General features: G+C 70.5%; 23 protein-coding genes. 11 read left to right on the top strand and 12 right to left on the bottom strand.

Annotation, left to right across the window (positions count from 1 at the left end):
• Positions 1-40: 40 nt before the first annotated feature.
• The 9 genes from dqs_RS01190 to dqs_RS01150 all read right to left on the bottom strand — a co-directional run bounded on the left by dqs_RS01190 (position 41) and on the right by dqs_RS01150 (position 11,317).
• The gene (locus dqs_RS01190; protein WP_148268700.1) at positions 41-400 is read right to left on the bottom strand and encodes a hypothetical protein; all 360 of its coding nucleotides are present in this window, start codon (positions 398-400) and stop codon (positions 41-43) included.
• Between the two features lie 215 nt (positions 401-615).
• Positions 616-2,088 carry an NAD-dependent succinate-semialdehyde dehydrogenase gene (locus dqs_RS01185; RefSeq protein ID WP_065339427.1) on the bottom strand — a complete coding sequence of 491 codons (1,473 nt, stop codon included), beginning with the start codon at positions 2,086-2,088 and terminating at the stop codon, positions 616-618.
• 275 nt (positions 2,089-2,363) lie between these two features.
• A complete protein-coding gene (locus dqs_RS01180; protein ID WP_065341590.1) occupies positions 2,364-4,157 on the bottom strand; it encodes an ABC transporter ATP-binding protein in 1,794 nt (597 codons plus the stop codon).
• Positions 4,158-4,179: 22 nt separating this feature from the next.
• Positions 4,180-5,040, bottom strand: a complete 861-nt coding sequence (locus tag dqs_RS01175; RefSeq protein WP_236778718.1) for an ABC transporter permease — start codon at positions 5,038-5,040, stop codon at positions 4,180-4,182.
• An 11-nt stretch (positions 5,041-5,051) separates the two neighbouring features.
• Positions 5,052-6,008, bottom strand: a complete 957-nt coding sequence (locus tag dqs_RS01170) for an ABC transporter permease (protein WP_011763954.1) — start codon at positions 6,006-6,008, stop codon at positions 5,052-5,054.
• 4 nt (positions 6,009-6,012) lie between these two features.
• Entirely contained in the window at positions 6,013-7,620 is a 1,608-nt protein-coding gene (locus tag dqs_RS01165; protein WP_065339426.1) for an ABC transporter substrate-binding protein, read from the bottom strand.
• 16 nt (positions 7,621-7,636) lie between these two features.
• The gene (locus dqs_RS01160) at positions 7,637-8,929 is read right to left on the bottom strand and encodes an NAD(P)/FAD-dependent oxidoreductase (RefSeq protein ID WP_065339425.1); all 1,293 of its coding nucleotides are present in this window, start codon (positions 8,927-8,929) and stop codon (positions 7,637-7,639) included.
• A gap of 40 nt (positions 8,930-8,969) precedes the next feature.
• Positions 8,970-9,635: a haloacid dehalogenase type II gene (locus dqs_RS01155; protein ID WP_011763951.1), complete on the bottom strand. Its 666-nt coding sequence runs from the start codon at positions 9,633-9,635 to the stop codon at positions 8,970-8,972.
• Between the two features lie 197 nt (positions 9,636-9,832).
• Positions 9,833-11,317, bottom strand: a complete 1,485-nt coding sequence (locus dqs_RS01150) for an aldehyde dehydrogenase family protein (RefSeq protein WP_065339424.1) — start codon at positions 11,315-11,317, stop codon at positions 9,833-9,835.
• A 218-nt stretch (positions 11,318-11,535) separates the two neighbouring features.
• Between dqs_RS01150 and dqs_RS01145 the strand changes: the two genes are divergently transcribed.
• From dqs_RS01145 to dqs_RS21050, 7 genes are all read left to right on the top strand, one after another.
• Positions 11,536-12,411 (top strand): GNAT family N-acetyltransferase, encoded by an 876-nt coding sequence (locus dqs_RS01145; protein WP_084018131.1) that lies wholly within the window; start codon positions 11,536-11,538, stop codon positions 12,409-12,411.
• A gap of 506 nt (positions 12,412-12,917) precedes the next feature.
• Complete coding sequence (locus dqs_RS01140; RefSeq protein WP_065339423.1) at positions 12,918-14,300, top strand: aspartate aminotransferase family protein; 1,383 nt, start codon at positions 12,918-12,920, stop codon at positions 14,298-14,300.
• A 74-nt stretch (positions 14,301-14,374) separates the two neighbouring features.
• Entirely contained in the window at positions 14,375-14,878 is a 504-nt protein-coding gene (locus dqs_RS01135) for an Lrp/AsnC family transcriptional regulator (RefSeq protein WP_179948004.1), read from the top strand.
• 11 nt (positions 14,879-14,889) lie between these two features.
• Positions 14,890-15,219 (top strand): (2Fe-2S)-binding protein, encoded by a 330-nt coding sequence (locus tag dqs_RS01130; RefSeq protein WP_011763946.1) that lies wholly within the window; start codon positions 14,890-14,892, stop codon positions 15,217-15,219.
• The gene (locus dqs_RS01125; protein ID WP_065339422.1) at positions 15,201-16,583 is read left to right on the top strand and encodes an FAD/NAD(P)-dependent oxidoreductase; all 1,383 of its coding nucleotides are present in this window, start codon (positions 15,201-15,203) and stop codon (positions 16,581-16,583) included. The genes dqs_RS01130 and dqs_RS01125 overlap by 19 nt, the downstream gene beginning before the upstream one ends.
• On the top strand, positions 16,580-17,776 hold the full coding sequence (locus dqs_RS01120) for an NAD(P)/FAD-dependent oxidoreductase (protein WP_065339421.1): 1,197 nt from the start codon (positions 16,580-16,582) through the stop codon (positions 17,774-17,776). Before dqs_RS01125 ends, dqs_RS01120 begins: the two co-directional genes overlap by 4 nt.
• A gap of 439 nt (positions 17,777-18,215) precedes the next feature.
• Positions 18,216-18,419 (top strand): type II toxin-antitoxin system VapC family toxin, encoded by a 204-nt coding sequence (locus tag dqs_RS21050; RefSeq protein WP_011763943.1) that lies wholly within the window; start codon positions 18,216-18,218, stop codon positions 18,417-18,419.
• A gap of 7 nt (positions 18,420-18,426) precedes the next feature.
• Here dqs_RS21050 and dqs_RS01110 read toward each other — a convergent pair whose 3' ends face one another.
• A complete protein-coding gene (locus dqs_RS01110; protein ID WP_011763942.1) occupies positions 18,427-18,783 on the bottom strand; it encodes a cupin domain-containing protein in 357 nt (118 codons plus the stop codon).
• A gap of 198 nt (positions 18,784-18,981) precedes the next feature.
• Between dqs_RS01110 and dqs_RS01105 the strand changes: the two genes are divergently transcribed.
• From dqs_RS01105 to dqs_RS01095, 3 genes are all read left to right on the top strand, one after another.
• Positions 18,982-19,407 (top strand): helix-turn-helix domain-containing protein, encoded by a 426-nt coding sequence (locus dqs_RS01105; protein ID WP_065339420.1) that lies wholly within the window; start codon positions 18,982-18,984, stop codon positions 19,405-19,407.
• Positions 19,404-20,648, top strand: coding sequence for a M20 aminoacylase family protein (locus dqs_RS01100; protein WP_221405617.1), 1,245 nt, complete (start codon positions 19,404-19,406; stop codon positions 20,646-20,648). Before dqs_RS01105 ends, dqs_RS01100 begins: the two co-directional genes overlap by 4 nt.
• Before the next feature lie 143 nt (positions 20,649-20,791).
• Positions 20,792-21,889, top strand: coding sequence for a BMP family ABC transporter substrate-binding protein (locus dqs_RS01095; RefSeq protein ID WP_065339419.1), 1,098 nt, complete (start codon positions 20,792-20,794; stop codon positions 21,887-21,889).
• A 30-nt stretch (positions 21,890-21,919) separates the two neighbouring features.
• Here the strand turns inward: dqs_RS01095 and dqs_RS01090 are convergent, their stop codons facing one another.
• Both dqs_RS01090 and dqs_RS01085 read right to left on the bottom strand, forming a co-directional pair.
• Entirely contained in the window at positions 21,920-22,987 is a 1,068-nt protein-coding gene (locus tag dqs_RS01090) for a metal-dependent hydrolase (RefSeq protein WP_065341585.1), read from the bottom strand.
• A gap of 316 nt (positions 22,988-23,303) precedes the next feature.
• A complete protein-coding gene (locus dqs_RS01085; RefSeq protein WP_065339418.1) occupies positions 23,304-24,023 on the bottom strand; it encodes a hypothetical protein in 720 nt (239 codons plus the stop codon).
• Positions 24,024-24,277: 254 nt separating this feature from the next.
• Here dqs_RS01085 and dqs_RS01080 point away from each other — a divergent pair, with 254 nt between their 5' ends.
• The gene (locus dqs_RS01080) at positions 24,278-25,093 is read left to right on the top strand and encodes an alpha/beta fold hydrolase (RefSeq protein WP_065339417.1); all 816 of its coding nucleotides are present in this window, start codon (positions 24,278-24,280) and stop codon (positions 25,091-25,093) included.
• Positions 25,094-25,228 lie beyond the last annotated feature (135 nt).

Below are 25,228 nucleotides of genomic sequence, written 5' to 3'. Positions count from 1 at the left end.
CCGGAGCGCAACGCGCCGGCCGGGAATGCAGGGGCTCAGATCAGGCGGCGGATCGGGGAGGTCGCTTGAGGCGTTCGAGGAAGGGAACGGGCGGTTCGAGCACGGTGGCGACGAACAGCGTGGCGTCGGGCAGGCGCGGCAGGTCTGCAAGCCCGGCTGAAAGGAGCGCGACGGCATGCACCGCGCAGTCGAAATTCACGTGCTTGAGCGATTCCGGCGATGTGTCGTGATGGATGTGGGTGCCGTCCACGCCGCGGTGATGGTGAGCCGCGCCCTGCCAGTGCAGCGCCGCGTGCGAGGCCTTGGGCGAGGAGCCCGCCGCAGCCCAGCCCCCCTGCGCCACGACGGCGTGGAACAGGACGGCAAGCATCAGCAGGAAGTGGATAACGCGGTGCACCATGGGAAACATTATGAAAGCGGCGCCACGAACACTGTGCGGTTCGGCAAGGCACGGACGCAATATCGTAGCGAAGTTTGCGGCGATGAGAGCGGCAATCATTTGCACAGGCGGCGTCGACGTTCGATCGTCGCCTGAGGCCCCGGCTCCGGGCCGTGCCGGACAGCCGGAGCGCGGGAAGCAGGCCCGGAGCGGCCCGCTGCGCCGAGGTGCCCCCTTCAGCCCAGCCCGCCCTGGCACAGGTACTTCATCTGCGTGTAGTCGTCCAGGCCATGGCGCGAGCCCTCTCGACCGTAGCCAGACTCCTTGATGCCGCCGAAGGGCGCGACCTCGGCGGCGAGCGCGCCTTCGTTGATGCCGACGATGCCGCTTTCCAGCCGGTCGGCCACACGCCAGGCGCGCGCCATGTCGCGGGTGTAGAAGTAGGCGGCGAGCCCGAACGGGGTGTCGTTGGCGGCGGCGACGACCTCGTCTTCATGCTCGAAGCGGGTCACGGGCACCACCGGACCGAAGGTTTCTTCCTGCGTACAACGCATGCCGGCATCCACCCCGACCAGGATGGTGGGCGCGAAGTAGTTGGCGCCAAGCGCGGCGAGCCGCTCGCCGCCGGTCACGACGCAGGCGCCCCGCTCCACCGCGTCGGCGACGTGGGCGGCGATCTTGTCCACCGCGCGAGCGTTGATCATCGGCCCGATCTGGCTGTCCGGCGCGCTCGCCGGCCCGACCTTGAGCGCGGCCACCCGCGCCGACAGGCGGGCGACGAAGTCGTAATGCACCGCGTCGTGCACGAACACCCGGTTGGGGCAGACGCAGGTCTGGCCGCCGTTGCGGAACTTGGCCGCCATCAGGCCGGCGACCGCGGCGTCGAGGTCGGCATCCTCGAACACGATGAAGGGCGCGTTGCCGCCCAGCTCCATCGACACCCGCTTCAGCGTGGCCGCCGATTCGCGCACCAGGTGCTTGCCCACCGGCGTGGAGCCGGTGAAGGTGATCTTGCGCACCCGGCTGTCGGCCAGCCACACGTCGACCACCTCGGCCGCGCGCTCGCGCGAGGCGGTGACCATGTTGAGCACGCCGGCCGGCAGCCCGGCCTCCTCCGCCAGCCGTACCAGCGCCAGCGAGGTCAGCGGCGTGTCCTCGGCCGGCTTGGCAACCACGGTGCAGCCGGCGGCCAGCGCCGGCGCGATCTTGCGCGCGATCATCGCCGCCGGGAAATTCCACGGCGTGATCGCCGCGACCACGCCCACCGGCTCCTTCACCATCAGCATCTTGCGCCCGCGCACCGGCTCGGGGATGACCTCGCCGTGGCTGCGCGCAGCCTCCTCGGCGAACCATTCGACATAGCTCGCCGCGTACAGCACCTCGCCCCGGCCTTCGGCCAGCGGCTTGCCCTGCTCGCGCGAGATCAGCCGGCCGAGGTCGTCCTGGTGGGCAAGGATCAGCGCATGCCAGCGTTTCAGGTACTGCGCGCGCTCGCGGCCGGTGAGCGCGCGCCACGCGGGAAAGGCGGCGTGGGCGGCATCGACCGCTGCACGCGCGTCGGCGGCGGTGCTGTCGGGGACGTGGGCGAAGACGGTGTCGGTGGCGGGATCGCTGACCGGCAGCAAGCGGCCGTCGGTGCCATCGCGCCAGGCGTTGGCGATGAAGTTCTGTTGGCGCTGGAGGTCGGGGTGGGTGAGGGTGAGAGGCATGGGGGCTCCTGGGGGGCGGCGCTGACTGGCGCTGCGAACAATGTAGGAAGTGGCGTCAGGGCACATCCTCCCTCCCCTTCAAGGGGGTGAGGACGGGGTTTCGGCGAGCACTGCTCGCCGCCGGCCGAACGACGGTGCCTCCTGGCACCGGCTACCGGGCTGGGGTGGGGATGGGGTGCAGCCTTGCGCGGCGCCGGCTCCGGCCAACCCCATCCCCCTCCTAACCTCCCCCTTGAAGGGGGAGGAACAGTCAGCAGGCAGCTGGACGGCTCTGATCACACCGCCGCAGCCAGCTCCGCCTCACTGCGATGACACAGAATCTCGCTCCCGCCCGCCAGCCGCTGGCGCGGCGGCGGCGCGCTGTCGCACAAGCCCTCCACCCGCAGCGGGCAACGGTCGAGGAACACGCAACCGCCCGGCGTGCGCGCCACCGGCGGGACTTCGTTGCGGGCGACGTCGTCCAGCCAGCCGAGGCGCATTTCCGGCACCGAGCGCGCGAGCAGGTCGAAATAGGGATGGCGCACCGCGCTGCCGAAGCGTTCGCGCGGCACCGCTTCCACCTTGCGGCCGGCGTAGAGCACCACCACCTCGTCGCACACCGCGCGCACGGTGTTGAGGTCGTGGCTGATGAACAGGTAGGACAGGCCCAGCTCGCGCCGCAGCTCGGCCATCAGGTCGAGCACCGCGGCGCCGACCACGGTGTCCAGCGCCGAGGTCACTTCGTCGGCGAGGATGATGTCCGGCTCGGCGGCGAGCGCACGGGCGAGGTTGATGCGCTGCTTCTGCCCGCCCGACAAGCCGCCGGGCAGGCGACCGGCGACGGCGGCGGGCAGCTGCACCAGGTCGAGCAGTTTGGCGATGCGCGCCTGCAGTGCCGCGCCGGAGAGACCGTGGTAGAGCTGCAGCGGGCGGGCGAGGATGCGTTCCACCGTGTGCGCCGGGTTGAGCGCGGTGTCGGCGATCTGGAACACGATCTGGATGCGGCGCAATTGCTCGCGGCTGCGCTCCGCCAGCGTCGCCGGCAGCGGCGCGCCGTCCAGCAGCACCTGGCCGCGCGCCGGCCCCACCAGGCCGGCGACGACGCGGGCCAGCGTGGTCTTGCCGGAGCCGGATTCGCCGATCACGCCGATGGCCTGACCACGGTGCAGCGCGAGATCGATGTCGGCGAGGATGGGCACCGCCGGTATGCCGTCGGCACCGCGCGGGCCGTAGCCGGCGGCGAGATCGCGCACTTCGAGCAGCGGCGTGGAACCCGCCGCTGCCGCCGCGCCGCCCTCGCGCGCCGCCGGATGGGCGGCAGCGAGCAGGCTGCGGGTGTAGTCGTCCTGCGGCGCCTCGATGATCTGGCGGGTGTCGCCGAGTTCGCGCGCGGCGCCGTGGCGCAGCACCAGGATGCGGTCGGCCATCTGCGCCACCACGGCGAGGTCGTGGGTGACGTACACCGCGCTGGTGCCGCGCTCCCGCACCACGCGGCGGAAGGCGCGCAGCACCTCGATCTGGGTGGTGACGTCGAGCGCGGTGGTGGGCTCGTCGAGGATGACCAGCGCCGGGTCGGTGATCAGCGCCATCGCCGCCATCAGCCGCTGCAGCTGGCCGCCGGAAACCTGGTGCGGGTAGCGCGCGCCGATGGTGTCGGGCTTGGGCAAGGCGAGTTCGCGGAACAACGCCACCGCCTTGCGCTCGGCCTCGGCGCGCGGCATCAGGCCGTGGATCAGCGCCGGCTCCACCACTTGGTCCATGATGGTGCGCGAGGGGTTGAAGGAGGCTGCGGCGCTCTGCGCGATGTAGGCCACGCTGCGCCCGCGGAGTCTGCGGCGACCGGCATCGTCGAGCCCCAGCACCTCGATGTCGCCGACGCGCACGCTGCCACCGACGATCTCGCAGCCTTGGCGCGCATAGCCCATCAGCGCGAGCGCGGTGGTGGTCTTGCCCGAGCCGGATTCGCCGATCAGCGCCAGCACTTCGCCGGGCGCGATGTCGAAATCCAGCCCGTGCACGATGGGCTTGCCGCCGGCGGCGATGCGCAGGCCGCGCACCGCGACCGCGGCGCCCGCCTTGTCTGCGCGCATGGCGATCTCCTTGTCGGCGCGGTCATTCACGGTGGGCGCGCCCCGGCAGGTTGTCGATGAAGAGGTTGACCGCTATGGTGAGACTGGCGATGGCGAGCGCCGGCACGATCACCGCCGGCGCGCCTTCCGGCAGGCCGCCCAGGTTCTCCCGCACCAGCGAGCCCCAGTCCGCCTCCGGCGGCTGCACGCCGAGGCCGAGGAAGGACAGGCCGGCGAGCAGCAGCACCACATAGACGAAGCGCAGGCCGAGGTCGGCCAGCATGGGGCCGAGCATGTTGGGCAGGATCTCGTGGCGCATGATGTAGAGGTCGCGTTCACCACGGCTGCGCGCCACCGCCACGTAGTCCATGGCGTTGATGTTCACCGCCAGCGAGCGGGCGATACGGAACACGCCGGGCACGTAGATCAGCGCCGCGGTGAGCGCCAGCAGCGTCACCGAGGAGCCGAAGGCGGCCACCATGATGAGCGCGAAGAGCTTGCTGGGAATGGAGATCAGCGTGTCCATCAGGCGGCTCAGGGCGCCGTCCGTCCAGCCGCCGCGCACCGCCGCCAGCAGCGCCAGCGCAGTGCCGCCGGCGCTGGCCAGCAGGGTGGCGACGATGGCCACGCCAACGGTGTAGCCGGCGCCCAGCACCAGGCGGGCGAGCATGTCGCGGCCGAGGTAGTCGGTGCCTAGCGGATGGGCGGCGCTGAGGCGGCCGAATACCACGTCGACGCCGGGCTCATTGGCTTCGGGCGCCAGCATCCAGGGGCCGGCGATGGCGGTGGCCAGCCAGAACAGGATCACCGCCAGGCCGAGCAGGCCCGGCAGCGGCAGCCGTGGCAGCCGGCGCCGGGGCGGCTCGGCCGGCAGCGCCGGCGCGGGGGCGGAGGAAGCGGGCATGGGCTGGTCGCTCATCGGTGGCGCAGCTTGGGGTTGGAGACGATGCCGAGCACGTCGGCCACGGTGACCAACAGCAGGTAGGCAGCACAGAACAGCATGGCGCAGGTCTGCACCAGGGGCATGTCGCGCTGGGTCACGCCGTCCACCATCAGCTTGGCGACGCCGGGGTAGTTGAAAATGGTCTCGACGATGATGACGCCGCCCAGCAGGTAGGACAGCGACAGCGCCACCGCATTGGCGATGGGCCCGAGCGCGTTCGGCAGCGCGTGGCGCAGCACCATGCGCAGCGGCGAGGCGCCCTTCAGCCGCACCATCTCGATGTAGGGCGCGCGCAACTGGTCCACCACCGCGGCGCGGGTCATGCGCAGCATCTGCGAGATGATCACGCAGCACAGGCTGAACACCGGCAGCGCGTAGGCGCGCGCCAGTTCGGCGAGGTCGGCGTCCGGCCCGGTGTAGGCCAGCGCCGGCAGCCAGCGCAGCTGCACCGCGAACAGCAGCACCGCCAGCGTGGCGATGAGGAATTCCGGCACCGACACCACCGCCACCGCGCCCATGCTGACGGCGCGGTCGAAGCGGGAGCCGCGCCACATCGCCGCGGCGATGCCCAGCGCCAGTGCCAGCGGCACCGAGATGGCGGCGGTGAGGCCGGCGAGCAGCAGCGAGTTGGGCAGGCGGCTGGCGATGAGCTGGCCGACCGGCGCGCCGCTCACCACCGAGCGGCCGGGGTCGCCGCCGGCCATGCCGGCCAGCCAGTCGCCGTAGCGCACCAGCGCCGGGCGATCCAGGCCCATCTCGTGGCGCAGCGCCGCCAGGGTTTCGGCGGTGGCTTCCAGCCCCAGCTTTTCCTCGGCGGCGTCGCCCGGCAGCAGCGCGGTGATGGCGAACACAACCGCTGACACCAGCAGCAGCGACACCAGCGCGAGGCCGATGCGGGCGGCGATCAGGCGGAGCACGAGCGCATTCATGGCCTCAGCCCTCCAGCCACACGTTTTCGGCGAAGGAGTAGCCCATCAGCCCGCCCAGCGGGATCTGCGACAGGCCCTTCACCCGGCTGCTGAGGCCGTCGATGGAGGCGATGAACAGGGGGATGCCGCTGCCGCATTCGTCGTGCACCAGCGCCTGCATATCGGCGTAGAGCGCGCGGCGGCGATGCTCGTCCAGCTCGGAACGGGCGGCCACCAGCAATTGGTCGAAGCGCGGGTTCTTCCAGCCGGTGGCGTTCCAGGCCGAGCTGGACTGGTAGAACTGGGTGAACACCGCGTCCGCGCTCGCGCGCGGGTTGATGTTGCCGAAGGACAGCGGATGCTTCATCCAGTGGTTGGACCAGTAACCGTCCACCGGCATGCGCTTCACCTCCAGGTTGAGGCCGGCGCGGGCGGCGGCGTGCTGCAGCACCAGCGCGATCTCCACCGAATAGGTGGCGGCGGGCGAAGCCACGATGGGCAGCCGCGCGCCTTCCATGCCGGCCTTGCGCAGGTGGAAGCGGGCGCGCTCCGGGTCGTAGGCGCGCTGCGGCAGGCCGGGGGCGTAGAAGGTGTGGGTCGGGTCGATGGGCTGGTCGTTGCCGACCATGGCGTGGCCTTGGGCGATGACTTTCATCATCAGCTCGCGGTCCATCAGGTACTTCAGCGCCAGCACGAAATCCGCGTTGGCGCCGGGGCCGCGGTCCTGCCGCATCACCAGGTCGCTGTACTGGCCGGACTGGGTGGTCATGAACGTGAAACCCGGTGTCGCGGCGATGCGCAGCGCCGAGCGCGGATTCACCGCGCTGACGAGGTCGATATCGCCGGACAGCAGCGCATTCACCCGCGCCACTTCATCGACGATGCCGACGCATTCGATGGTGTCCACGTAGGGCCGGCCGGGCTTCCAGTAATTCGGATTGCGGACCGCGATGGAGCGCACGCCGGGGCGGAATTCCTGGCAGCGGTAGGCGCCGGTGCCGTTGGCGAGGCGAAAGTCGGTGGTGCCGTCGGCGACGATGTGGAAGTGGAAGGTGCCCATCAGCACCGGCAGGTCGGCGTTGGGCGCCTTCAGGCGGACCTTCACCGCCTGCGGACCGTCGGCGGTGACGCTGTCGATCTGGGCGGCGATGGCGTTGGCCTTGGAGCCGACCGCCGGGTCCTTGTGGCGCATCAGCGAATACACCACGTCGGCCGGCGTCAGCGGCTTGCCGTCGTGAAAGACCACGCCGCGGCGCAGGCGGAAGGTCCATTCCTGCGCGTCTTCGCTGGCGAAGGATTCGGCCAGTGCCGGCAGCGGGTTCAGGTGGGCATCCAGCTCAGTCAGCCCGTTGTAGAACATCTTGCCGCGGATGTAATCGGTCTGGTTCGACTGCCTCGCCGGGTCCAGCGTGTCGGTGATCGCGGCGGCGGCGGCGGCCACCCGCAGGTAGCCACCGTGCCGCGGCGGCGGCGCCGTCATGGCCGCGAGACTGGCAAAGGCGGGGCCGGGAAGACCGAGGCCGGGCAGCGCACAGCCCCCGGCCAGCAGCCGGCCCAGCGCGGCGCGCCGGCTCAGGCCGGGCGTGGCGGGGGCGACGCCGGGGAGCGACGAGGTAAGAGTGGAAGAAGACATGGCAGCGGCCTCGACGTCAGACCAGTGTGTCTTTGAGGCGGTAGTACAGGCCGACCGCCGGCAGGAACCAGGGCGGGCCGAAGTGGCCGGGTATCGCCGGCCAGGGCAGATCGCGCCAGGGGTTGGCGGCGGCGTTGCCGGCCATCACCTCGGCCATGATCCCGCCCATGTGCACCGACATCTGGGTGCCGTGGCCGCTGTAGCCGAGCGAGTAGAACAGGCCGTCGCGCTCGCCGGCGCGCGGCAGGCGGTCGCGGCTCATGTCCACCAGCCCGCCCCAGCAGTAGTCGATGCCGACATCGGCCAGCTGCGGGAAGGTGCGCACCAGCGCTGCCTGCAGGATGTGGCCGCTCTTGAGGTCGGACTGCGGGCTGGAGATCGCGAAGCGCGCCCGGCCGCCGAACACCAGCCGGTTGTCCGGGGTCAGGCGGAAGTAGTTGTGGATGTTCTCGGTGGTCGTGTAGGTGCGCCGGCGCGGCAGCAGCGCGGCGGCCCGTTCGGCGCCGAGCGGCGCGGTGACGACGATGAAGCTGCCCACCGGCACGATGCGCCGCCGCAGCCAGCCGAAGCTGCCGAAGCCGCCGTGGCGGGTTGCACCACTGGCGACCAGCACCTGGGCGGCGTCGAAACTGCCGGCACTGGTGTGCACGCGGTGGGCATGCACGCCCTCGCTGCGGCGGCGCTCCAGCCGCGTCACCGTGGTGCTCGTATGGATGCGCGCGCCGTGGCGCTGCGCCGCTTCGGCCAGGCCGACGGCGAAGCGCCCCATGTGCATCTGCGCGCTCTTCTTGATCAGGATGCCGCCGCAATAGCGTTCGCTGGCGAGTTCGTCGCGCACCCCGGCGGCATCGACCAGTTCGACATCGGGATCCACCTCGTTCTTCAGCTGCTCGAAGCCGCGCGCCAGCGCCTCGAAGTGGGCGGGACGCGCCGCCAGCTTGAGCTTGCCGTTGCGGGCGAAATCGCAAGCGATGCCCTCTTCTTCCACCACCCGCGCCACGCTGTCCACCGCGGCGTCGTAGGCGTGATACCAGGCGCGGGCCTGGTCGCGGCCGACCTTGTCGGCGAGCGCGGCGTAATCCACCGCGAGGCCGTTGTTCACATGGCCGCCGTTGCGCCCCGAGGCTTCGCCGGCGAGCGCGCCCGCTTCCAGCACCACTACCGAGGCGCCGCGTTTGGCGAACGCGAGCGCCGCCGACAGGCCGGTGAAGCCGCCGCCGACGATGGCGACGTCGGCCCGCTTGGGCAGGGGGGTATCGGCGCCGGCAAATGCCGGCGCGCTGTCCGTCCAGTAGGACTCGAGTTTCATCGCGGCTCGTTCGGGGTGGCGGTGGAAGGAGACAGCAGGATCAGAGGCCGACCAGCGCGGGCAGGCCGCCGATGTCCTTGATCTCGGTGTAGTTGTAGGCGGCGCAGGCGGGATCGTGGCCGCGGTTCACGAAGACCTTGTTCTTGATACCGAGGTCGTCGGCCGACATCAGGTCGTAGCGCAGGCTGGAGGACACGTGGAGGATGTCTTCCGGGCCGCAGCCGAGCTGGTCCAGCATGTATTCGAAGGCTTGCAGGCGCGGCTTGTAGGCGCGGGCCTGTTCGGCGGTATAGACGGCGTGGAAAGGCGCGCCGAGCTTTTCAACGTTGGTCATGATCTGTTCGTTGGCGGCGTTCGATAGGATCACCAGCGGGATTTCCTTGGCGATCACCGCGAGCGGTTCCGGCACGTCCGGGTTGGGGCCCCAGGTCGGCACCAGGTCGTAGTACTTCTGGCCTTCTTCCTCGAGGTACTTCACGCCGTGGCGCTTGCAGGTGCGCTCCAGCGCGCTCTTGAGGATGTCGACGTAGGGCTTCCAGTCGCCCATCACTTCATCGAGGCGGTAGGCATTGAAGTCGTGCACGAAGCGTTCCAGCTGTTCCGGCGGCAGGCGGTCGGCGTACATGGCGCGCGCGGTGTCGCCCATGCGGAAGCGGATCAGGGTGCCGTAGCAGTCGAAGGTGATGTACTTGGGGCGGAAGGTCATGGTCGAAATTTCCTGTCGTTCGTGCCGCCGGCCGGGGGAGTGGCGACCTTTGGCGGAGGGGTTGCGTGAATCGATTAGAGCATGGGGTCCGGGATGAAATATGGCGTTCGGGGCCGTGCGCGAGGTGAAAACCGTTCTTTTGCGGGCGCCGCACGAAATGCTGTGCGGTGCGCCGGAACGCCCTCGCGCGAGGCACTTTATTGGGGCGAGCCGATGTCCATCAGCACGCTTTTGAAGCGCAGGTTGGCCTCCACCGCCTGGCGGCCGAGGTCCTTGCCGATGCCCGACTGGTGGTAGCCGCCGGTGGGGATGACGAAGTCGGCGGAGCGGCCGTAGCGGTTCACCCACACGGTGCCGGCCTCGATGCGGCGCACCGCTCGCATCGCGCGGCCGACATCGCTGGTGTGCACCCCGGCGGCCAGCCCGTAGCTGTCGTGCGAGGCGAGCGCGAAGCCTTCTTCCTCGTCGTCGAAGGTCTGCACGGTGAGTACCGGACCGAAGATTTCCTCGCTTACCGCCGAGTTGGCTGCATCGACGCCATCGATCAGCGTCGGCAGGTAATAGGCGCCGCCGCAGCCGCCATCGACGATGCGGCCGCCGCACTGCACCCGGCCGCCGGCGGCCTGCGCGCGCTCGACGATGGCGGCTATGCGCGCCGCCTGCTGCGCCGAGATGATGGGCGGCAGGGTGGCGTCCTCGTCCCAGGTGGCGCCCGGCCGGTGGGCGGCGAAGATCGCGCGGATGCGTTCCACCAGCGCGCCGGCGACGCGGCGCTGCACTATCAGCCGCGAGCCGGCGACGCAGACCTGGCCGGCGTTGCCGGTGATGGCGCCGGCGATGATGGCGGCGAGCTTGTCGAGATCGCGCACGTCGTCGAACACCAGCTGCGGGCTCTTGCCGCCCAGCTCCAGCGTCACCGGCTTGGGGCCGTGCAGCGCACACGCCGACATGATCGCGGCGCCGGTGCGGGTGGAGCCGGTGAAGGTCATCTTGGACACCCGCGGATGGCGGGTGATGGCTTCGCCGGTGGTGCGCCCGTCGCCCTGCACGATATTGAAGATGCCGGCCGGCACGCCGGCCTGGATGGCCAGCTCGGCCAGCCGCAGCGCGCTGAAAGGCGTCAGCTCGGAAGGCTTCAGCAGCACCGCGTTGCCGGCGGCGAGCGCCGCGCCCACCTTCCACGAAACCATCACCAGCGGAAAATTCCACGGCGTGATCGCGCCGATCAGGCCGTAGGGTTCGGCGATCACCATGCCGAGGTGGTCGTGGCGGGTGGCGGCGACCTCGCCGCCCAGCTTGTCGGCGTATTCGGCGAAGAAGCGCAGGCCCTCGGCGGTGAAGGGCACGTCCCAGGCGATGGCGTCGCGCACCGGGCGGGTGGAACCGAGCGCTTCGAGCACACCCAGGCGCGGCGCCTCGGCTTCGACCAGATCGGCCCAGCGCCGCAGCACGCGGGCGCGGTCGCGCGGCGCACAGCGCGCCCAGTCGCTCTCCTTCCAGGCCGTCCAGGCATTTTCTGCGGCGATATCCACCAACGCCTCGTCGGCCACCGGCAATGCGGCATACACCTTGCCGTCGGACGGGCGCTGCACTTCAAGCGCAGCGCCGGCAGGGGTTTGCAGACGCCCGCCTATGAAATGGCCGACGGGCACCTGGATCTGGTCGGGATCAAAAATCGGCATCGCACACCTCGTCTTTCTTGATGCAACGATGCTAGTGGCGGGGCCGCCGCATATGCTGCGGTAGTCCCGCCGCCGGCGGCAGCTTGCTGCGCTTGTGGTGGCGCCGGCAAACGAAGATGCTTTGTGTGCTTCAGTGCGCCACAACGGCAAGAATGTCCTAGCGCGCACGCCCGGCGGTTGACGATGATCGGGGCGGCCCCACTGCTGGAGAACGAACCTTGATCGGAGAAATTGCGCTGCGCGAGACCAGCGCGGACGGCGTAACGCTGCGCCCCCTCGAAGCCGCCGACCTCGACGCCGCGCATGGGCTGTCGGTGGCGGTGCGCTGGCCGCACCGGCTGGAAGACTGGCGCTTCGTCGCCGCGCTCGGCCAGGGTCTGGTGGCGGCGCGCGACGGCGAGGTCGTCGGCACCGCGCTCGGCTGGCACTGGGACAACAGCCAGGCGATATTCGGCATGGTGATCGTGGCGCCGCAGGTGCAGGGCCGCCGCATCGGCCAGCGCCTGATGCAGGGCCTGCTCGACAGCGCCGGCCAGCGCGCGGTGATGCTGCACGCCACCGCCGAAGGCCGCGGCCTGTATGAACGCCTCGGCTTCGTCCGCCACGGCGAGATCCGCCAGCACCAGGGCCAGGCGCGCCAGGCGCCGCTACTGATGCCCGGCGCCGGCGAACGCCTGCGCCCGCTCGGCCGCGGCGACAGCGACCGCCTGGTCGAACTCGACGCCCAGGCCAGCGGCATGCCGCGCGGCGCAGCGATCCGCGCCCTGCTCGATACCGCGGAAACGGTAGTCCTGGACCGCGACGGCGAGGCGGTGGGCTTCGCGGTGCTGCGCCGCTTCGGCCGCGGCCACGCCATCGGCCCGGTGGTGGCGCCCAGCCTCGCCAGCGCCAAGGCGCTGATCGCCCACTGGTCCAACCTGTGCGCGGGCAAATTCCTGCGCATCGACGTCGAAGCCGGCGGCGGGCTGGTCGAATGGCTGGAAGAGATCGGCCTGCGCCGCGTGGGGATGGTGGCGATCATGAGCCGCGGCGAGATGCCCCGGCGCGGGACGGACACGGGCCTGTATGCGATCTTGAGCCAGGCATTGGGGTGATTGATCGGGCCGTTAGAGCGGTCCGGTTTCCTGGTTTTTCACTTCTTCCCCGACTCGGGTCGCCACTCCTTTCCTGTTCCCCGCCAAACATCCCCATCGAACTTGGCGACACTCACCGCTTGCCGTGACGACACCGGAAGCAGCTGACCGGGGAGGGTTTTAGTTCCTCCCCCTTCAAGGGGGAGGCTAGGAGGGGGATGGGGCTGGGCTCCGCGCCACGTCTAACCCCATCCCCACCCTGGCCCGGGAGTCTCCGCTTCGCTCCGCCGCTCCGGCGGCGCAGAGCGGTGCTCTGCGAAACCCCGCCTACGCCCCCTTGAAGGGGAGGGGAACAAACCCCCAACCCCGCGCCCGCCAAGCCCTCCAGCCCCACCGCCGCACGATATGCCGCCGGCCCCCGCACAACGGCACAGCACTTCGCCGCACCGGGCCAAAGCCGCAGCACCCGCTGCGGGGCCAACCCTAAACTGGACCCATCGAATCCAGAACAACGCCCCGCCCCGATCATGACCACCGACGCCCTGCTCGACCTCGACCGCAAACACCTCATCCACCCTGTCGCCGCCTGGCGCGGCCACGAGCAGCGCGGCACCACCGTGCTTGCCAGCGGCCACGACGGCGTGTGGCTGCGCGACATCCACGGCAAGGAGGTGCTCGACGCCTTCGCCGGGCTGTGGTGCGTGAATATCGGCTACGGCCACGAGAGCGTGGTGCAGGCGGCGGCCAAGCAGATGCGCAAGCTGCCCTACGCCACCGGCTACTTCGGCTTCGGCAGCGAACCGGCGATCCGGCTGGCGGCCAAGCTCGCGGAGATCGCGCCGAAGTCGCTGCGCCACACCTATCTGACCCTGGGCGGCTCGGAAGCGGTGGATGCGGCGATCCGCCTGATCACCCACTACTACAACGCCACCGGCCGGCCGCAGAAGAAGCAGTTCATCGCCATCGAGCGCGGCTACCACGGCTCGTCCTCGGTCGGCTCGGGGCTGACCGCGCTGCCGGCCTTCCACCGCGGCTTCGACGTGCCGCTGCCCAACCAGCACTACATCGCCTCGCCCTACCCCTACCGCAGCGCGGTCGGCGACGACCCGCAGGCGGTGATCGCGGCCTCGGTGGCGGCGCTGCGCGCCAAGGTGGCCGAACTCGGCGCCGACAACGTCGCCGCCTTCTTCTGCGAGCCGGTGCAGGGCTCCGGCGGCGTGATCGTGCCGCCCAAGGGCTGGCTGAAAGCGATGCGCGAGGCCAGCCGCGAGCTGGGTATCCTGTTCGTGGTGGACGAGGTCATCACCGGTTTCGGCCGCACCGGGCCGATGTTCGCCTGCCTCGCCGAGGACGTCGAACCCGACCTGATGACCATGGCCAAGGGCCTGACCTCCGGCTATGTGCCGATGGGTGCGCTGATGATCTCGGACGAGGTGTACAACGGCATCGCCGACGGCGCCGCCCCCAACGTGCTGGTGGGCCACGGCGCCACCTACTCCGGCCATCCGGTCTCGGCCGCGGTGGCGCTGGAGGTGATCCGGCTGTACGAGGAAGGCGGCATCCTCGCCCATGCGCAAGCGATGGAACCGGTGTTCGCCGCCGGCCTCGGCGAGATGCTCGACCACCCGCTGGTCGGCGACGTCCGCCATCGCGGCCTGCTCGGCGCGGTCGAGCTGGTGGCCGACAAGGCCAGCAAGCGCGCCTTCGACCCGGCGCTGGGCTTGGCCGACCGGCTGTTCCGCAGCGGCTACCAGAACGGGCTGATCTTCCGTTCCTTCGGCGACCATATCCTCGGCTTCGCACCAGCGCTGTGCTTCACCGAGGACAATTTCGCCCAGCTCTTCGCCCGCCTCAAGCGCACCCTGGACGAAGTGCTGGACGCCCCCGACGTGCGCCGCGCGCTGGCCTGAGGATCAGCGGCATGCATCTTGCTGGACACTGCCCGACTCCATCACCTCCGCTCCAGTGCGGAAAGTAGTTCGCAATGACCATCACGACCGCCATGCCCAAACTCGACCGGCTCGACCTGCGCATCCTGTGCCAGCTCCAGCGCAACGGCCGCATCACCAACGTGGACCTGGCCGATGCCGTCGGCCTGTCGCCCAGCCCCTGCCTGATCCGGGTCAAGCGCCTGGAGCAGGCCGGCTACATCGCCGGCTACGGCGCGCAGGTGAAGCTCGACAAGCTCGGCGAGATGCTGACCGTGTTCACCGAGGTGACGCTCGCCGACCACCGCCGCGAGGACTTCATGCGTTTCGAGTCGGCCGTCCGCAACATCGACGAGATCCTCGAATGCCATCTGGTCAGCGGCGGCTACGACTACCTGCTGAAGTTCATGACCCAGGGCGTGAACCACTACCAGAGCATCATCGAAGGCCTGCTCGAACGCAGCATCGGCATCGAGAAGTACTTCAGCTACATCGTCATCAAGTCGCCCTTCATCAAGAACTACTACCCGATCGAACGGGTGGTCGACACCAGCAAATAGCGCCTTCCGCCGTGCCCGCCTCCACGCCCCCGCGTTCCCCGCGCTTCGTCCGCCTCGCCGAAACCGGCCGCCGCCCCGTCGGTCTGAGGGTGGATGGCCGCCCCGCCACAGCCCTTGAAGGCGACACGCTGCTGGTGGCGGTGCTCGCCAACGGCGGCCGCCTGCGCCAGTCCGAATTCGGCGACGGCGCGCGCGCCGGCTTCTGCCTGATGGGCGCCTGCCAGGACTGCTGGGTGCGCGGCGCCCAGGGCGAACGCTGGCGCGCCTGCTCGACGCCGGTGGAAGACGGCATGGACATCCTCACCCAGCCGCAGGAGGCGACATGGCCGCGCCGCGGGTGATCGTGGTCGGTGCCGGCCCCGCCGGGGTGCGCGCCTCCGAAGCGCTGGTGGAAGCCGGGCTGCGACCGGTGGTCGTCGACGAAGGCCGCCGCGACGGCGGCCAGATCTACCGCCGCCAGCCGCCCAACTTCAGCCGACCCTACGCGACGCTATACGGCAGCGAGGCGGCCAAGGCCGAAGCCCTGCACCGCGCCTTCGACGCGCTCCGCCCGCATATCGACTACCGCGCCGAGACGCTCGCCTGGAACATTGCCAACGGCCAACTCCACACGGTCTGCGGCAAGCGCGCCGAAGCGCTGCCCTTCGATGCGCTCATCGTCTGCAGCGGCGCCACCGACCGCCTGCTGCCGCTGCCGGGCTGGAACCGCGCCGGCTGCTACAGCCTGGGCGCGGCGCAGATCGCGCTGAAGGCGCAGGCCTGCGCCATCGGCAGCCGCACCGTGTTCTGCGGCACCGGCCCGCTGCTCTACCTGGTCGCCAGCCAGTACCTCAAGGCCGGTGCCCGCATCGAGGCGGTGATCGATACCTCGCCGCAGCCCGCGCTGAACGCAATCTGCGGCCTGCTCGCGCGCCCCGCGCTGCTGCTGCGCGGCCTCGGCCTGATCGCCACGTTGCACCGCGCCGGCGTGCCGTTGCTGCGCGGCGCCACCCCGCTCGCCATCGACGGCGACGACGAAAGCGGCGTCAGCGGCATCACCGTGCGCGACGCCAGGGGCCGCGAACGCCGCTTCGATTGCGACGCGGTCGCGCTCGGCTACCACCTGCGCGCCGAAACCCAGCTCGCCGACCTCGCGCGCTGCGAATTCCGCTTCGACGATGCCAGCCGCCAGTGGCTGCCGGCGATCGACGAGGACGGCCGCGCCAGCAGCGCCGGCATCTACCTTGCCGGGGACGGGGTGCGCCTGGCCGGTGCCGACGGCGCCGAAACGGCCGGGCGGCTGGCGGCGCTGGCGGCGCTGCACGACCTCGGCGTGGCCCCCGGCATCGCCCGGTACATCTCAGAGCACAAAATACTGCGCGCCACGCTGGCCACTATGGAGCGCTTCCGCCGCGGCCTTGCCGCCGCCTTTCCGTGGCCGCACGCGCAGGCCGCCGCGCTGCCGGACGACGCCGTGGTGTGCCGCTGCGAGACCATCACCGCCGGCGAACTGCGCCGCACCGCCACCGAACTTGGCGGCTGCGAACTCAACCGAGCCAAGGCCTTCAGCCGCGTCGGCATGGGCCGCTGCCAGGGCCGCTACTGCGGCCATGCCGCCGCCGAGATCGTCGCCGCTGCCACCGGAATCCCGGTGCAGCAGGTCGGCCGCCTGCGCGGCCAGGCGCCGGTGAAACCGCTGCCGCTGGACGTGGAGGTGGTGCAATGAAGGCGCCGGTAACCGCCACGCCGATCGCCGCCACGTCGGAAACCCTCCGCGCCGACGTCATCGTCGTCGGCGGCGGCCTGGTCGGAGCTTCCGCCGCGTTCTTCCTGCGCAAGCGCGGGCTGTCGGTGATCCTGCTCGAACGCGGGCTGGTCGGCCAGCAGGCCAGCGGCACCAACTTCGGCAACGTGCGCCGCCAGGGCCGCGCGCTGGCGCAACTGCCGCTGGCCGCCCGCGCCCGCGACATCTGGGGCCAGTTGCCGGCACTACTGGGCGAGGATGCCGAGTTCCTCGACAGCGGCCATCTGCGGGTGTGCTTCAGCGAGGCGCAGGCGGAGGACTTCGCCCGCTACGCCGTCGACGCCAAGCCCTACGGCCTGAACCTGGAAGTGATGGGCGCCGCTGAGCTGCGCCGCCGCTACGGCCTGTTCGGGCCGGAGGTGCTGGCCGGTTCGCTGTCGGCGGTGGACGGCCACGCCAACCCGCGCCTGGCCGGCCCCGCCTTCGGCCGCGGTGCCCGCCGCGCCGGCGCCACCGTGCTGGAGCACACCGAGGTGCTGCGGGTGGAGCGCGAGGGCGGCGACTTCCTGGTGCATACCCAGCATCCGGCCGGGGGCGAAGGTCCGCGCTGCCGCGCGCCGCAGCTGCTGGTCGCCACCGGCGCCTGGGGCAACCGCATCGCCAGCGCCTTCGGCGAGCCGGTGCCCATCGTCGCCCACGGCCCGCAGATGGGCGTCACCGAACCGCTGCCCTATGCCATCGGCCCGGCCATCGGCGTCACCACCAGGAACGTCACCGAGGGCATGTACTTCCGCCAGGTGAAGCGCGGCAACATCGTCTTCGGCGGCGGCCCCAAGGGCCCCGCCTACGCCGACCGCCTGCGCGCCGATGTCGAGCCGACGAACACCCTCAACCAGCTGCAGCAGCTGCGCCGCCTCGCGCCTGCACTCGGCGGCCTGCAGCTGATCCGCACCTGGAGCGGCATCGAGGGTTATCTGCAGGACAGCAAACCGGTGCTCGGGCCGAGCGCGAAGGTGGACGGCCTCTACTACGCCTTCGGCTTCTGCGGCGAAGGCTTCGCGATCGGCCCCGGCATCGGCGATTCGATGGCCGAGCTGATCGCCACCGGGCAGACCGCGACGCCGTATCCGGACAGCCACATCGGGCGGTTTGCGGTGGCGGAAGCGGCGGCCTGAAAGTCCTCCGCTATTGGTACTGAGTCGGCAGCCTGTGCCGAAAGACCTGCCAACCCGACTAACCAGACTTCGTTCAAGAACGCTGTCGATTCAGGAACGTCCATCCCACCCCCGTCAAGGGGGGCGGAACAGGGGTTTCGACGAGCACTGCTCTACGCCTGTGTAGCGGCGAGGCGCAGCCGAGACTAGTGGTTAGGAGGGGGATGGGGTCGAGCTTCACGCCAGTTCTAACCCCATCCCCACCCCAGCCCAGGAGTCTCCGCTTCGCTCCGCCGCTCCGGCGGCGCAGAGCGGTGCTCTGCGAAACCCCGCCTACGCCCCCTTGAAGGGGAGGGAGCAGGGGCCACCTCGGTCGGCATGCGAGTGACCATGAAGCACCCGGCGACCAGCCCTGCTTCAGCCCGGCCTCGGCCGCGCCGGTTTTCAGGTGGATGCGCGGATGCTGCGGCGCGGCCTGCTCGACAACGGCTATCTGGAACTGCCGATCCTGCGCGAACACGCGGTCTCGGTCGAGTCGCTGCCGCCGATCCACAAGGATCCCTTCGATCGCATCCTGGTGGCACAGGCCACCGTCGAGGGCATCCTGCTGCTGACCCGGGATGCGCTGGTCGCACAGTACCCGGGCCCGATCCAGCTGGTGTAGCGACCGCTTACCGCAGCGCGAACACCACATACACCTTGCGCAGCGTCTCGCTGATCTCCCACACGCCGACGGTGTGCGAGGGGAAGAACAGCGTGTCGCCGGCAGCGATCTGCAGCGGCTCGCCGCCTTCCGGGGTGAAGGTGCAGGCGCCCGACAGGATGTGCATCACCTCGGCGTTGTCGATCTGGCGGCGGAAGCGGCCGGGTGTGCATTCCCAGATGCCGCAGTCGTTGCTGCCGGCGCCGGCCAGCGCGACATCCACCCCGCACATCTGCGCCACCGGTTCGCCCAGCGGGCGGCCCACCGGCCCCTGCGCCTCCAGCCCCTGCAAGTCCTCGCTCTGCTTGATGATCCTGATGCCCACAGTCGTCGCTCCTGATAGAAAACCGGGCGGACGATAGCAATGCGGCGGGCACCAGGATTGCACGTTCCTGCCGTGGCGCGCACGGCCGCGGTGCATGCGCAAGGTCGTGCTGCGCGGCCGTGCAAATCGACATTTGCTGTTGCGGCGACGGGGCATTGCAGCGCCATCGTCGGGGGCATCGCTCCTAAGCTTTTCCCCATGGAAACCAAGCCCTTGCCCACCTGTCGCGGCGCCCGGCGCCCCCCCCGCGGCATCGACAACGCCCTCGCCTACATCCACCGCCACTTCGACGAGCAGCTATCGCTCGAAGAGCTGGCGGAGATCGCCGGCCTCAGCGTGTGCCGCTTCGCCACCGTGTTCCGCGAACGCATGGGCATCCCGCCGCACCGCTACATCTGCATCCTGCGCGTGCGCCACGCCCAGGCCCTGCTGCGCAGCGGCATGCCGGCGGCCAATGTCGCCAGCGAGGCCGGTTTCTACGACCAGAGCCATCTGTCGCGGCACTTCAAGAACATCTGCGGCATGACGCCCAAGCAGTACCTGCGCGAAGCCGGGCCGCTGCCGGAAGGCGCCTACATCGGCGCGCTGCGCCAGCCCGCCGCCTTTGCGGCCCACGCCGCATGAGCGCCGCCGCCCGGCCGTCCGCTGGGGGTGCCTCCTCCCCTGGTGAGGATGTCGCGCAGCGACAGGAGGGCAGTTCGGAGAACATCGCCGACGACGCGCTCGCCGGCCTGCTGCCCGCGCTGGTCCGCCTGCGCCACGACCTCCACGCTCATCCCGAACTCGGCTTCGCCGAGCATCGCACCGCGGCCGTGGTGGCCGCCGAACTGCGCGCCATCGGCCTCGCAGTGCACGAAGGCATCGGCGGCACCGGCGTGGTCGGCGTGCTGCGCAGGGGCAGCAGCGGCGCCAGCGTCGGCCTGCGCGCCGACATGGATGCACTGCCGATGGACGAATGCAGCGGTGTCGCCTACGCCAGCACTCACGCCGGCGCCCACCACGGCTGCGGCCACGACGGCCACACCAGCATGCTGCTCGGCGCGGCGCGCCTGCTCGCCGCGCGCGACTTCGACGGCACGGTGAACTTCATCTTCCAGCCCGCCGAGGAAGGCCTGGGCGGCGCCCGCGCGATGGTGGAGGACGGCCTCTTCGAGCGCTTCCCCTGCGATGCGGTGTACGCCCTTCACAACTGGCCGGCGCTGCCGCTGGGCACGGCGCAGACGCGGCCGGGGCCGATCATGGCGGCGGCCGACCGCTTCGACATCGTCATCCGCGGCCGCGGCGGCCATGCGGCGCAACCGCACACCACGCCGGACGCCATCCTCGCCGCCGGCCATCTGGTCAGCCAGCTGCACGCCATCGTGTCGCGCCGCATCGACCCGGTGGAATCCGCGGTGCTGTCGATCACCCGCATCGAGGGCGGCCACACCCACAACGTGCTGCCGGCCGAGGTGAAGCTGACCGGCACGGTGCGCAGCTTCGACCCGGCGGCGCAGGACACGATCGAGGCCGCGCTGCACCAGATCGCCGACGGCGTGGCGCTGGCGAGCGGCACCACCATCGCCATCGACTACCTGCGTTACTACCCGGCAACCATCAACCACGCCGCCGAAGCACAGGTGGCGCTGGAAGCCGCAGCCAACGCCGGTCTGCAGGTGAAAACCGCGCCGGCGCCCGCCTTCACCTCGGAAGACTTCGCCTTCATGCTGCAGGCCCGGCCCGGCGCCTACCTGTGGCTGGGCCAGGGCCGCGGCGGCGACGACAAGCCGCTGCATCATCCCGCGTACGACTTCAACGACGCCGCGCTGCCGCACGGGGTGCGCTGGCTGGTGGCGGTGGCGGAACGGCAATTGCAGCGCCGCTGACGCCCGGGCGCGAGGCGGCGTGCCGCTTATGGTGGCTATTCACGAATCGTGATCGCCCTGCGTGAGTGCGCGGCTAAGATGGCGGCATCCCCCGCGCGCCGCCGGGCGCGCACATCTGCCTTCACCCCGTGGAGACCCGCGTCATGAGCACTCGCCGCACCGCCCTCAAATGGACCGCAGCGCTCGCCGCCGCCGCAGCGCTGCCGGCACCGCTCGCCGCCTTCGCCGCCGATCCGGTCAAGGTCGGCTTCGTCTATGTCGGCCCGGTCGGCGAGGCGGGCTGGACCTACGCCCACGACCTCGGCCGCCGCGCGCTCGAGGCCGCTTTTCCCGGTCAGGTGAAGACCACCTTCATCGAGCGCGTGCCGGAAGGCGCCGATGCCGAACGGGTGATCCGCAGCCTCGCCCAGGACGGCCACCAGATCATCTTCACCACCTCCTTCGGCTACATGGACGCCACGCTGAAGGTGGCGCGCCAGTTCCCCAAGGTGGTGTTCCAGCACGCCACCGGTTTCAAGACCGCGGCCAACATGGGCACCTACGACGTGCGCACCTACGAGGGCGCCTACCTCGCCGGCGTGCTGGCCGGCAAGATGAGCAAGAGCGGCAACCTCGGCGTGGTCGGCTCGCATCCGATCCCCGAGGTGATCCGCAACATCAACGCCTACACCATCGGTGCGCGCAGCGTGAATCCCACCGCGACCACGCGCGTGATCTGGGTGAATTCCTGGTTCGATCCGGGCAAGGAACGCCAGGCCGCGCTGACGCTGATCGCCCAGGGCGCCGACGTGCTGATGCAGAACACCGACTCCCCCGCGGTGCTGCAGGCGGCGCAGGAAAAAGGCGTGTATGCCTTCGGCTGGGATTCCGACATGACCTCCTTCGGTCCCAAGGCCCAGCTCGCCGCCAGCGAGATCGACTGGGGGGTCTGGTACAAGAAGGTGGTGGGCGAGGTCATGGCCGGTACGTTCGACGCAAAGCAGCAGGTCTGGTACGGGCTCAAGGAAGGCGCGATCGACCTCGGCCACCTCGCCGCCAGCCTGCCAGCGGATGCGAAGAAGCTGGTCGCCGAGCGCCGCCAGGGCATCCTCGACGGCAAGCGCCCGGTGTTCGCCGGCCCGCTGCGCAACCAGGCCGGCAAGGAAGTGGTCGCCGCCGGCCAGGAACTCGCCGACAAGGACAAGCTGGCAATGAACTACTACGTCGAGGGCGTGCAGGGCGCGGTGCCCGGCGGAAAGTAAGCCTGCGCGGCCAGGTGGGCGGCGCCGTGTTCAGCCGCCTGCCACCCAGCGCAGCCCCCCGTCGTCGCGGCGTTCGAAGAGCCGCCAGCCCTGGCCATTGCCGGTGCCGCACAGGCCGTAGCGGAACGGCGTCCCGTCGCGGCCGGGCGTCTCGAAGCGCAGGTCGCGAAAGCTCGCGCAGGGCCCCGCCGGCGTGGCGGGATCAACCTGGTCAAGCACCGGAAACATCGCGAACCAGCGATAGAAGGCGAACTCGCCCGCATTCCACACCGCGCGCGCCAGTTCGCCCTCGCCGCCGCCGAACATCGGCTTCACCTCCCACTTCGCCAGCGCCACCGGCTGGTAGGGCGCGGAGAAGCGGCGGATGAAGTTGTCTCCCTCGTGCAGTTCCAGCGGCTGGCTGCGGCGGGTGTTGAGGTGGGCGTAGTGGTAGCGCTCGCCGTCGAACACGATCGCCGTCCAGTTGAAGGGCGACGCCGGCCGCGGCGCCGCATCGATCGCCACCACCGGAATCCGCTTGGCGACGGCATAGGCGCGGGCCGCCTCGATCGCCTCGCCGCGGCCGACCCAGCCCACCCCCACCCAGCCGGTAAGCGCCACCAAGGCCAGCGCCGCCGGCACACGGCTGCGGCGGAACACCGCACTGGCTGCCAGCCCGGCGAGGATGATGCCGGTGAACACCAGGTCGATGATGAAGGTGGTGCCGATGCCGAAGCGGCGGTCGGACAAGGGTGCGAGGATCATCGTGCCGAACTGCGTGATCAGGTCGCCGGCAATATGGATGGCGATGCCGGCGCAGGCCAGCCCGTAGAACGCCGGCCAGTCCGGCCCGCGGCGGTCGCGCAGCCGTGCCAGCCGCGCGAACAGCCCGGCCAGCAACGCGCCCCACAGCGGCAACAGCAGCACGGAGTGGGTGACCCCGCGGTGGCCACGCAGATAGGTCAGCTCGGACACATAGCCGAGCAGGTAGTCGATGTCGGGAAAGGCCGCGGCGGTCGCGCCGGCCGCGATGGCGGCTGCGGGGCGCAGGCCGCCGCGACCGGAGCTGAACAGACGCCCGAGCAGGGCGCCGGAAAGGGCATGGGTGACGGTATCCATGCGGCCTTCGAACCGCAACGGCGGCGGTCGTTCCGGCCATCACCCCGGTTCGCCGCGGCCGCGGGAAGGTCTCAGCCCCGGCGCACGCCGAGATAGCGCGCCGACAGTTCGAGGAAGCGGTGAAGGGTGTCCTGGCTCATGGAAGTCTCCTTTCTTGTGTTTTGGGCTGGGATGGACCTGCCCGCTTTGCCGGCGTTCTCCCGCAAATGAAACAAAGGTTTGTCTTATCAAGGGGATGACGACGCGAGGCGGGCGCCGGCAAACCGCGCAGGATACGCCGCGCATGTTTCAGCCCGATGAGACGGTGCGCCCCGCGTCAGCCGCGGAAGTAGCGGTCGAGCGCGCCGAGCGAGGCGCCGTAGGTGTGGCGCAGGTGGTCCGCTTCGTAGCGATGGACCTGCCCCACCGGGCAGGCATCGCGCGCGGCGCAGCGGTACGCGCAGTCCGAATCGGGCTGGAGGCGGTGGGCCGCGCAACGGTCCAGCGCGAAGTCGCCGCCCGCCATCGCCTCGGCCGGACAGGCGGCGATACAGGGCCGTGCCGCGCACGACAGACAGGGCGACTCCACCTGCAGCGGCGGTGTCGGCGGCAGCGCGGTGTCGGCGAGCAGCGCGACCCGGTATCCAAACCAGCTGCCCCAGGCGGGCAGGATGCCGACCTTGAACGGGGTGGCGTGGTGCCAGCCGGCCAGGCGGCCGAGGGCCTGCAGGCCGACCGGCGCCTCGCCCGGGTAAAGCAGCGTGTAGCGATGGCCCGGCAACTGCCGGGCGAACCACTGCGCCACCGCGCGCACGCTGAATTCGTCGATCGGATCGGCGGCGCTGAAACCGGAAGCCCGCAGCGCCGCCCACAGCGCGCGGCCGGCGTTGCCGATCAGGATGAGCTGGCGGCAGGCGTGCGGCGTGCAGACGTCGCGCTGCAGTTGCGCACGCACGTCGGCGGGCAGGCTGGCGAAATCGAATACGGCATGCAGGTTGAGGCCCGCGTCGTCGAGCGCGGCGAAATCGGGGGCGGCAGGATCGGAAGTCGGGGGCATCGTGGCTCCGCCAGTGCACGGTCGGGGAATGGAGCGCCGCATCATGGCCTGGGACGCAGGCGGCACCCCGGCGGGCGGGATGGTCGCCTTGGTTGACGTGCACGTCAACGTGCACAAGAATCCGGTGGTCGTTGCCTGACGGTGGATACGGATGAAACGCCGCGCGGAGCCAGCGTTTGCGCTCGCTCCGCCAGACGCCACCGGCCCGACACGACTCATAACTATATCCAGCACGCCCACCAGGAGAACACACCATGTCGGACCTCAATCCGCCCAGCATCCTCACTCACGACCACAGCGTGGCGCACCCCGAAGGCCGCATCTTCGCGCGATCATGGACGCCCGCGGGCGGTGCCGCATCGTCCGAGCCGCCGATCGTGCTGCTGCACGACTCGCTCGGCTGCGTCGAGCTGTGGCGCGACTTTCCGGCGGAACTCAGCGCCGCCACCGGCCGCCGCGTGATCGCCTACGACCGCCTCGGCTTCGGCAAGTCGGATGCGCGCGAAGGGCGCCCGGCCGCGCTCGACTTCTTCGGCGAGGAAGCCCGCCGCTATTTCCCGGCAGTGCGCGAACAGCTCGGCCTCGACCGCTTCATCGTCTTCGGCCACAGCGTCGGCGGCTGCATGGCGATCCATTGCGCGGCCGAGTTCGGCGCCGATTGCGTGGCGCTGATCACCGAGTCGGCTCAGACCTTCCCCGAAGACCTCACGCTGACGAACATCGCCGCCGCCAAGGCGCAGTTCGCCGACGAAGCCCAGTTGCAGCGCCTGCAGAAGTACCACGGCGACAAGGCGCGCTGGGTGCTGGAGGCATGGACCGACAACTGGCTGGACCCGGCATTCGCCGCCTGGACGCTGGCCCCGGTGCTGCCGCGGGTGAGCTGTCCGGTACTGGCGATCCACGGCCAGCAGGACGAATACGGCACGACCCGGCACCCGCAGATGATCGGCGAACTCAGCAGCGGCCCGGCGCGCGTGGAGATCCTGCCGGACACCCACCATGTGCCGCACCGCGAGCGGCCGGCGGTAGTGCTGGAGTTGGTTGCGGGGTTCGTGCGGGCGTTGGTTTGAGGGGGGCGGGGCCAGGGGTTTCGGCGAGCACCGCTCACAGCCGGCGGAGCGGTGAGGCGAAGCCGAGACTGCTGGCTAGGTGGTCCCCAGTTCCTCCCCCTTCAAGGGGGGCGGAGCAGGGGTTTCGGCGAGCAC

This window comes from Azoarcus olearius, assembly GCF_001682385.1.
GTDB classification, from domain to species: domain Bacteria; phylum Pseudomonadota; class Gammaproteobacteria; order Burkholderiales; family Rhodocyclaceae; genus Azoarcus; species Azoarcus olearius.
The sequence above is the reverse complement of the archived record's forward strand: the minus strand, read 5'-3'. Positions and strand labels throughout refer to the sequence as shown.

Bases quoted from the DNA above. Each gene is read 5' to 3' on its own strand.
- dqs_RS01105 (WP_065339420.1), top strand. From the start codon at position 18,982: ATGGAAACCAAGCCCTTGCCCACCTGTCGCGGCGCCCGGCGCCCCCCC.
- dqs_RS01190 (WP_148268700.1), bottom strand. From the start codon at position 400: ATGGTGCACCGCGTTATCCACTTCCTGCTGATGCTTGCCGTCCTGTTC.
- dqs_RS01080 (WP_065339417.1), top strand. From the start codon at position 24,278: ATGTCGGACCTCAATCCGCCCAGCATCCTCACTCACGACCACAGCGTG.
- dqs_RS01150 (WP_065339424.1), bottom strand. From the start codon at position 11,317: ATGCCGATTTTTGATCCCGACCAGATCCAGGTGCCCGTCGGCCATTTC.
- dqs_RS01160 (WP_065339425.1), bottom strand. From the start codon at position 8,929: ATGAAACTCGAGTCCTACTGGACGGACAGCGCGCCGGCATTTGCCGGC.
- dqs_RS01175 (WP_236778718.1), bottom strand. From the start codon at position 5,040: ATGCCCGCTTCCTCCGCCCCCGCGCCGGCGCTGCCGGCCGAGCCGCCC.
- dqs_RS01090 (WP_065341585.1), bottom strand. From the start codon at position 22,987: ATGGATACCGTCACCCATGCCCTTTCCGGCGCCCTGCTCGGGCGTCTG.
- dqs_RS01180 (WP_065341590.1), bottom strand. From the start codon at position 4,157: ATGCGCGCAGACAAGGCGGGCGCCGCGGTCGCGGTGCGCGGCCTGCGC.
- dqs_RS21050 (WP_011763943.1), top strand. From the start codon at position 18,216: ATGCTGCGGCGCGGCCTGCTCGACAACGGCTATCTGGAACTGCCGATC.
- dqs_RS01140 (WP_065339423.1), top strand. From the start codon at position 12,918: ATGACCACCGACGCCCTGCTCGACCTCGACCGCAAACACCTCATCCAC.
- dqs_RS01185 (WP_065339427.1), bottom strand. From the start codon at position 2,088: ATGCCTCTCACCCTCACCCACCCCGACCTCCAGCGCCAACAGAACTTC.
- dqs_RS01100 (WP_221405617.1), top strand. From the start codon at position 19,404: ATGAGCGCCGCCGCCCGGCCGTCCGCTGGGGGTGCCTCCTCCCCTGGT.
- dqs_RS01120 (WP_065339421.1), top strand. From the start codon at position 16,580: ATGAAGGCGCCGGTAACCGCCACGCCGATCGCCGCCACGTCGGAAACC.
- dqs_RS01135 (WP_179948004.1), top strand. From the start codon at position 14,375: ATGACCATCACGACCGCCATGCCCAAACTCGACCGGCTCGACCTGCGC.
- dqs_RS01170 (WP_011763954.1), bottom strand. From the start codon at position 6,008: ATGAATGCGCTCGTGCTCCGCCTGATCGCCGCCCGCATCGGCCTCGCG.
- dqs_RS01165 (WP_065339426.1), bottom strand. From the start codon at position 7,620: ATGTCTTCTTCCACTCTTACCTCGTCGCTCCCCGGCGTCGCCCCCGCC.
- dqs_RS01095 (WP_065339419.1), top strand. From the start codon at position 20,792: ATGAGCACTCGCCGCACCGCCCTCAAATGGACCGCAGCGCTCGCCGCC.
- dqs_RS01125 (WP_065339422.1), top strand. From the start codon at position 15,201: ATGGCCGCGCCGCGGGTGATCGTGGTCGGTGCCGGCCCCGCCGGGGTG.
- dqs_RS01085 (WP_065339418.1), bottom strand. From the start codon at position 24,023: ATGCCCCCGACTTCCGATCCTGCCGCCCCCGATTTCGCCGCGCTCGAC.
- dqs_RS01155 (WP_011763951.1), bottom strand. From the start codon at position 9,635: ATGACCTTCCGCCCCAAGTACATCACCTTCGACTGCTACGGCACCCTG.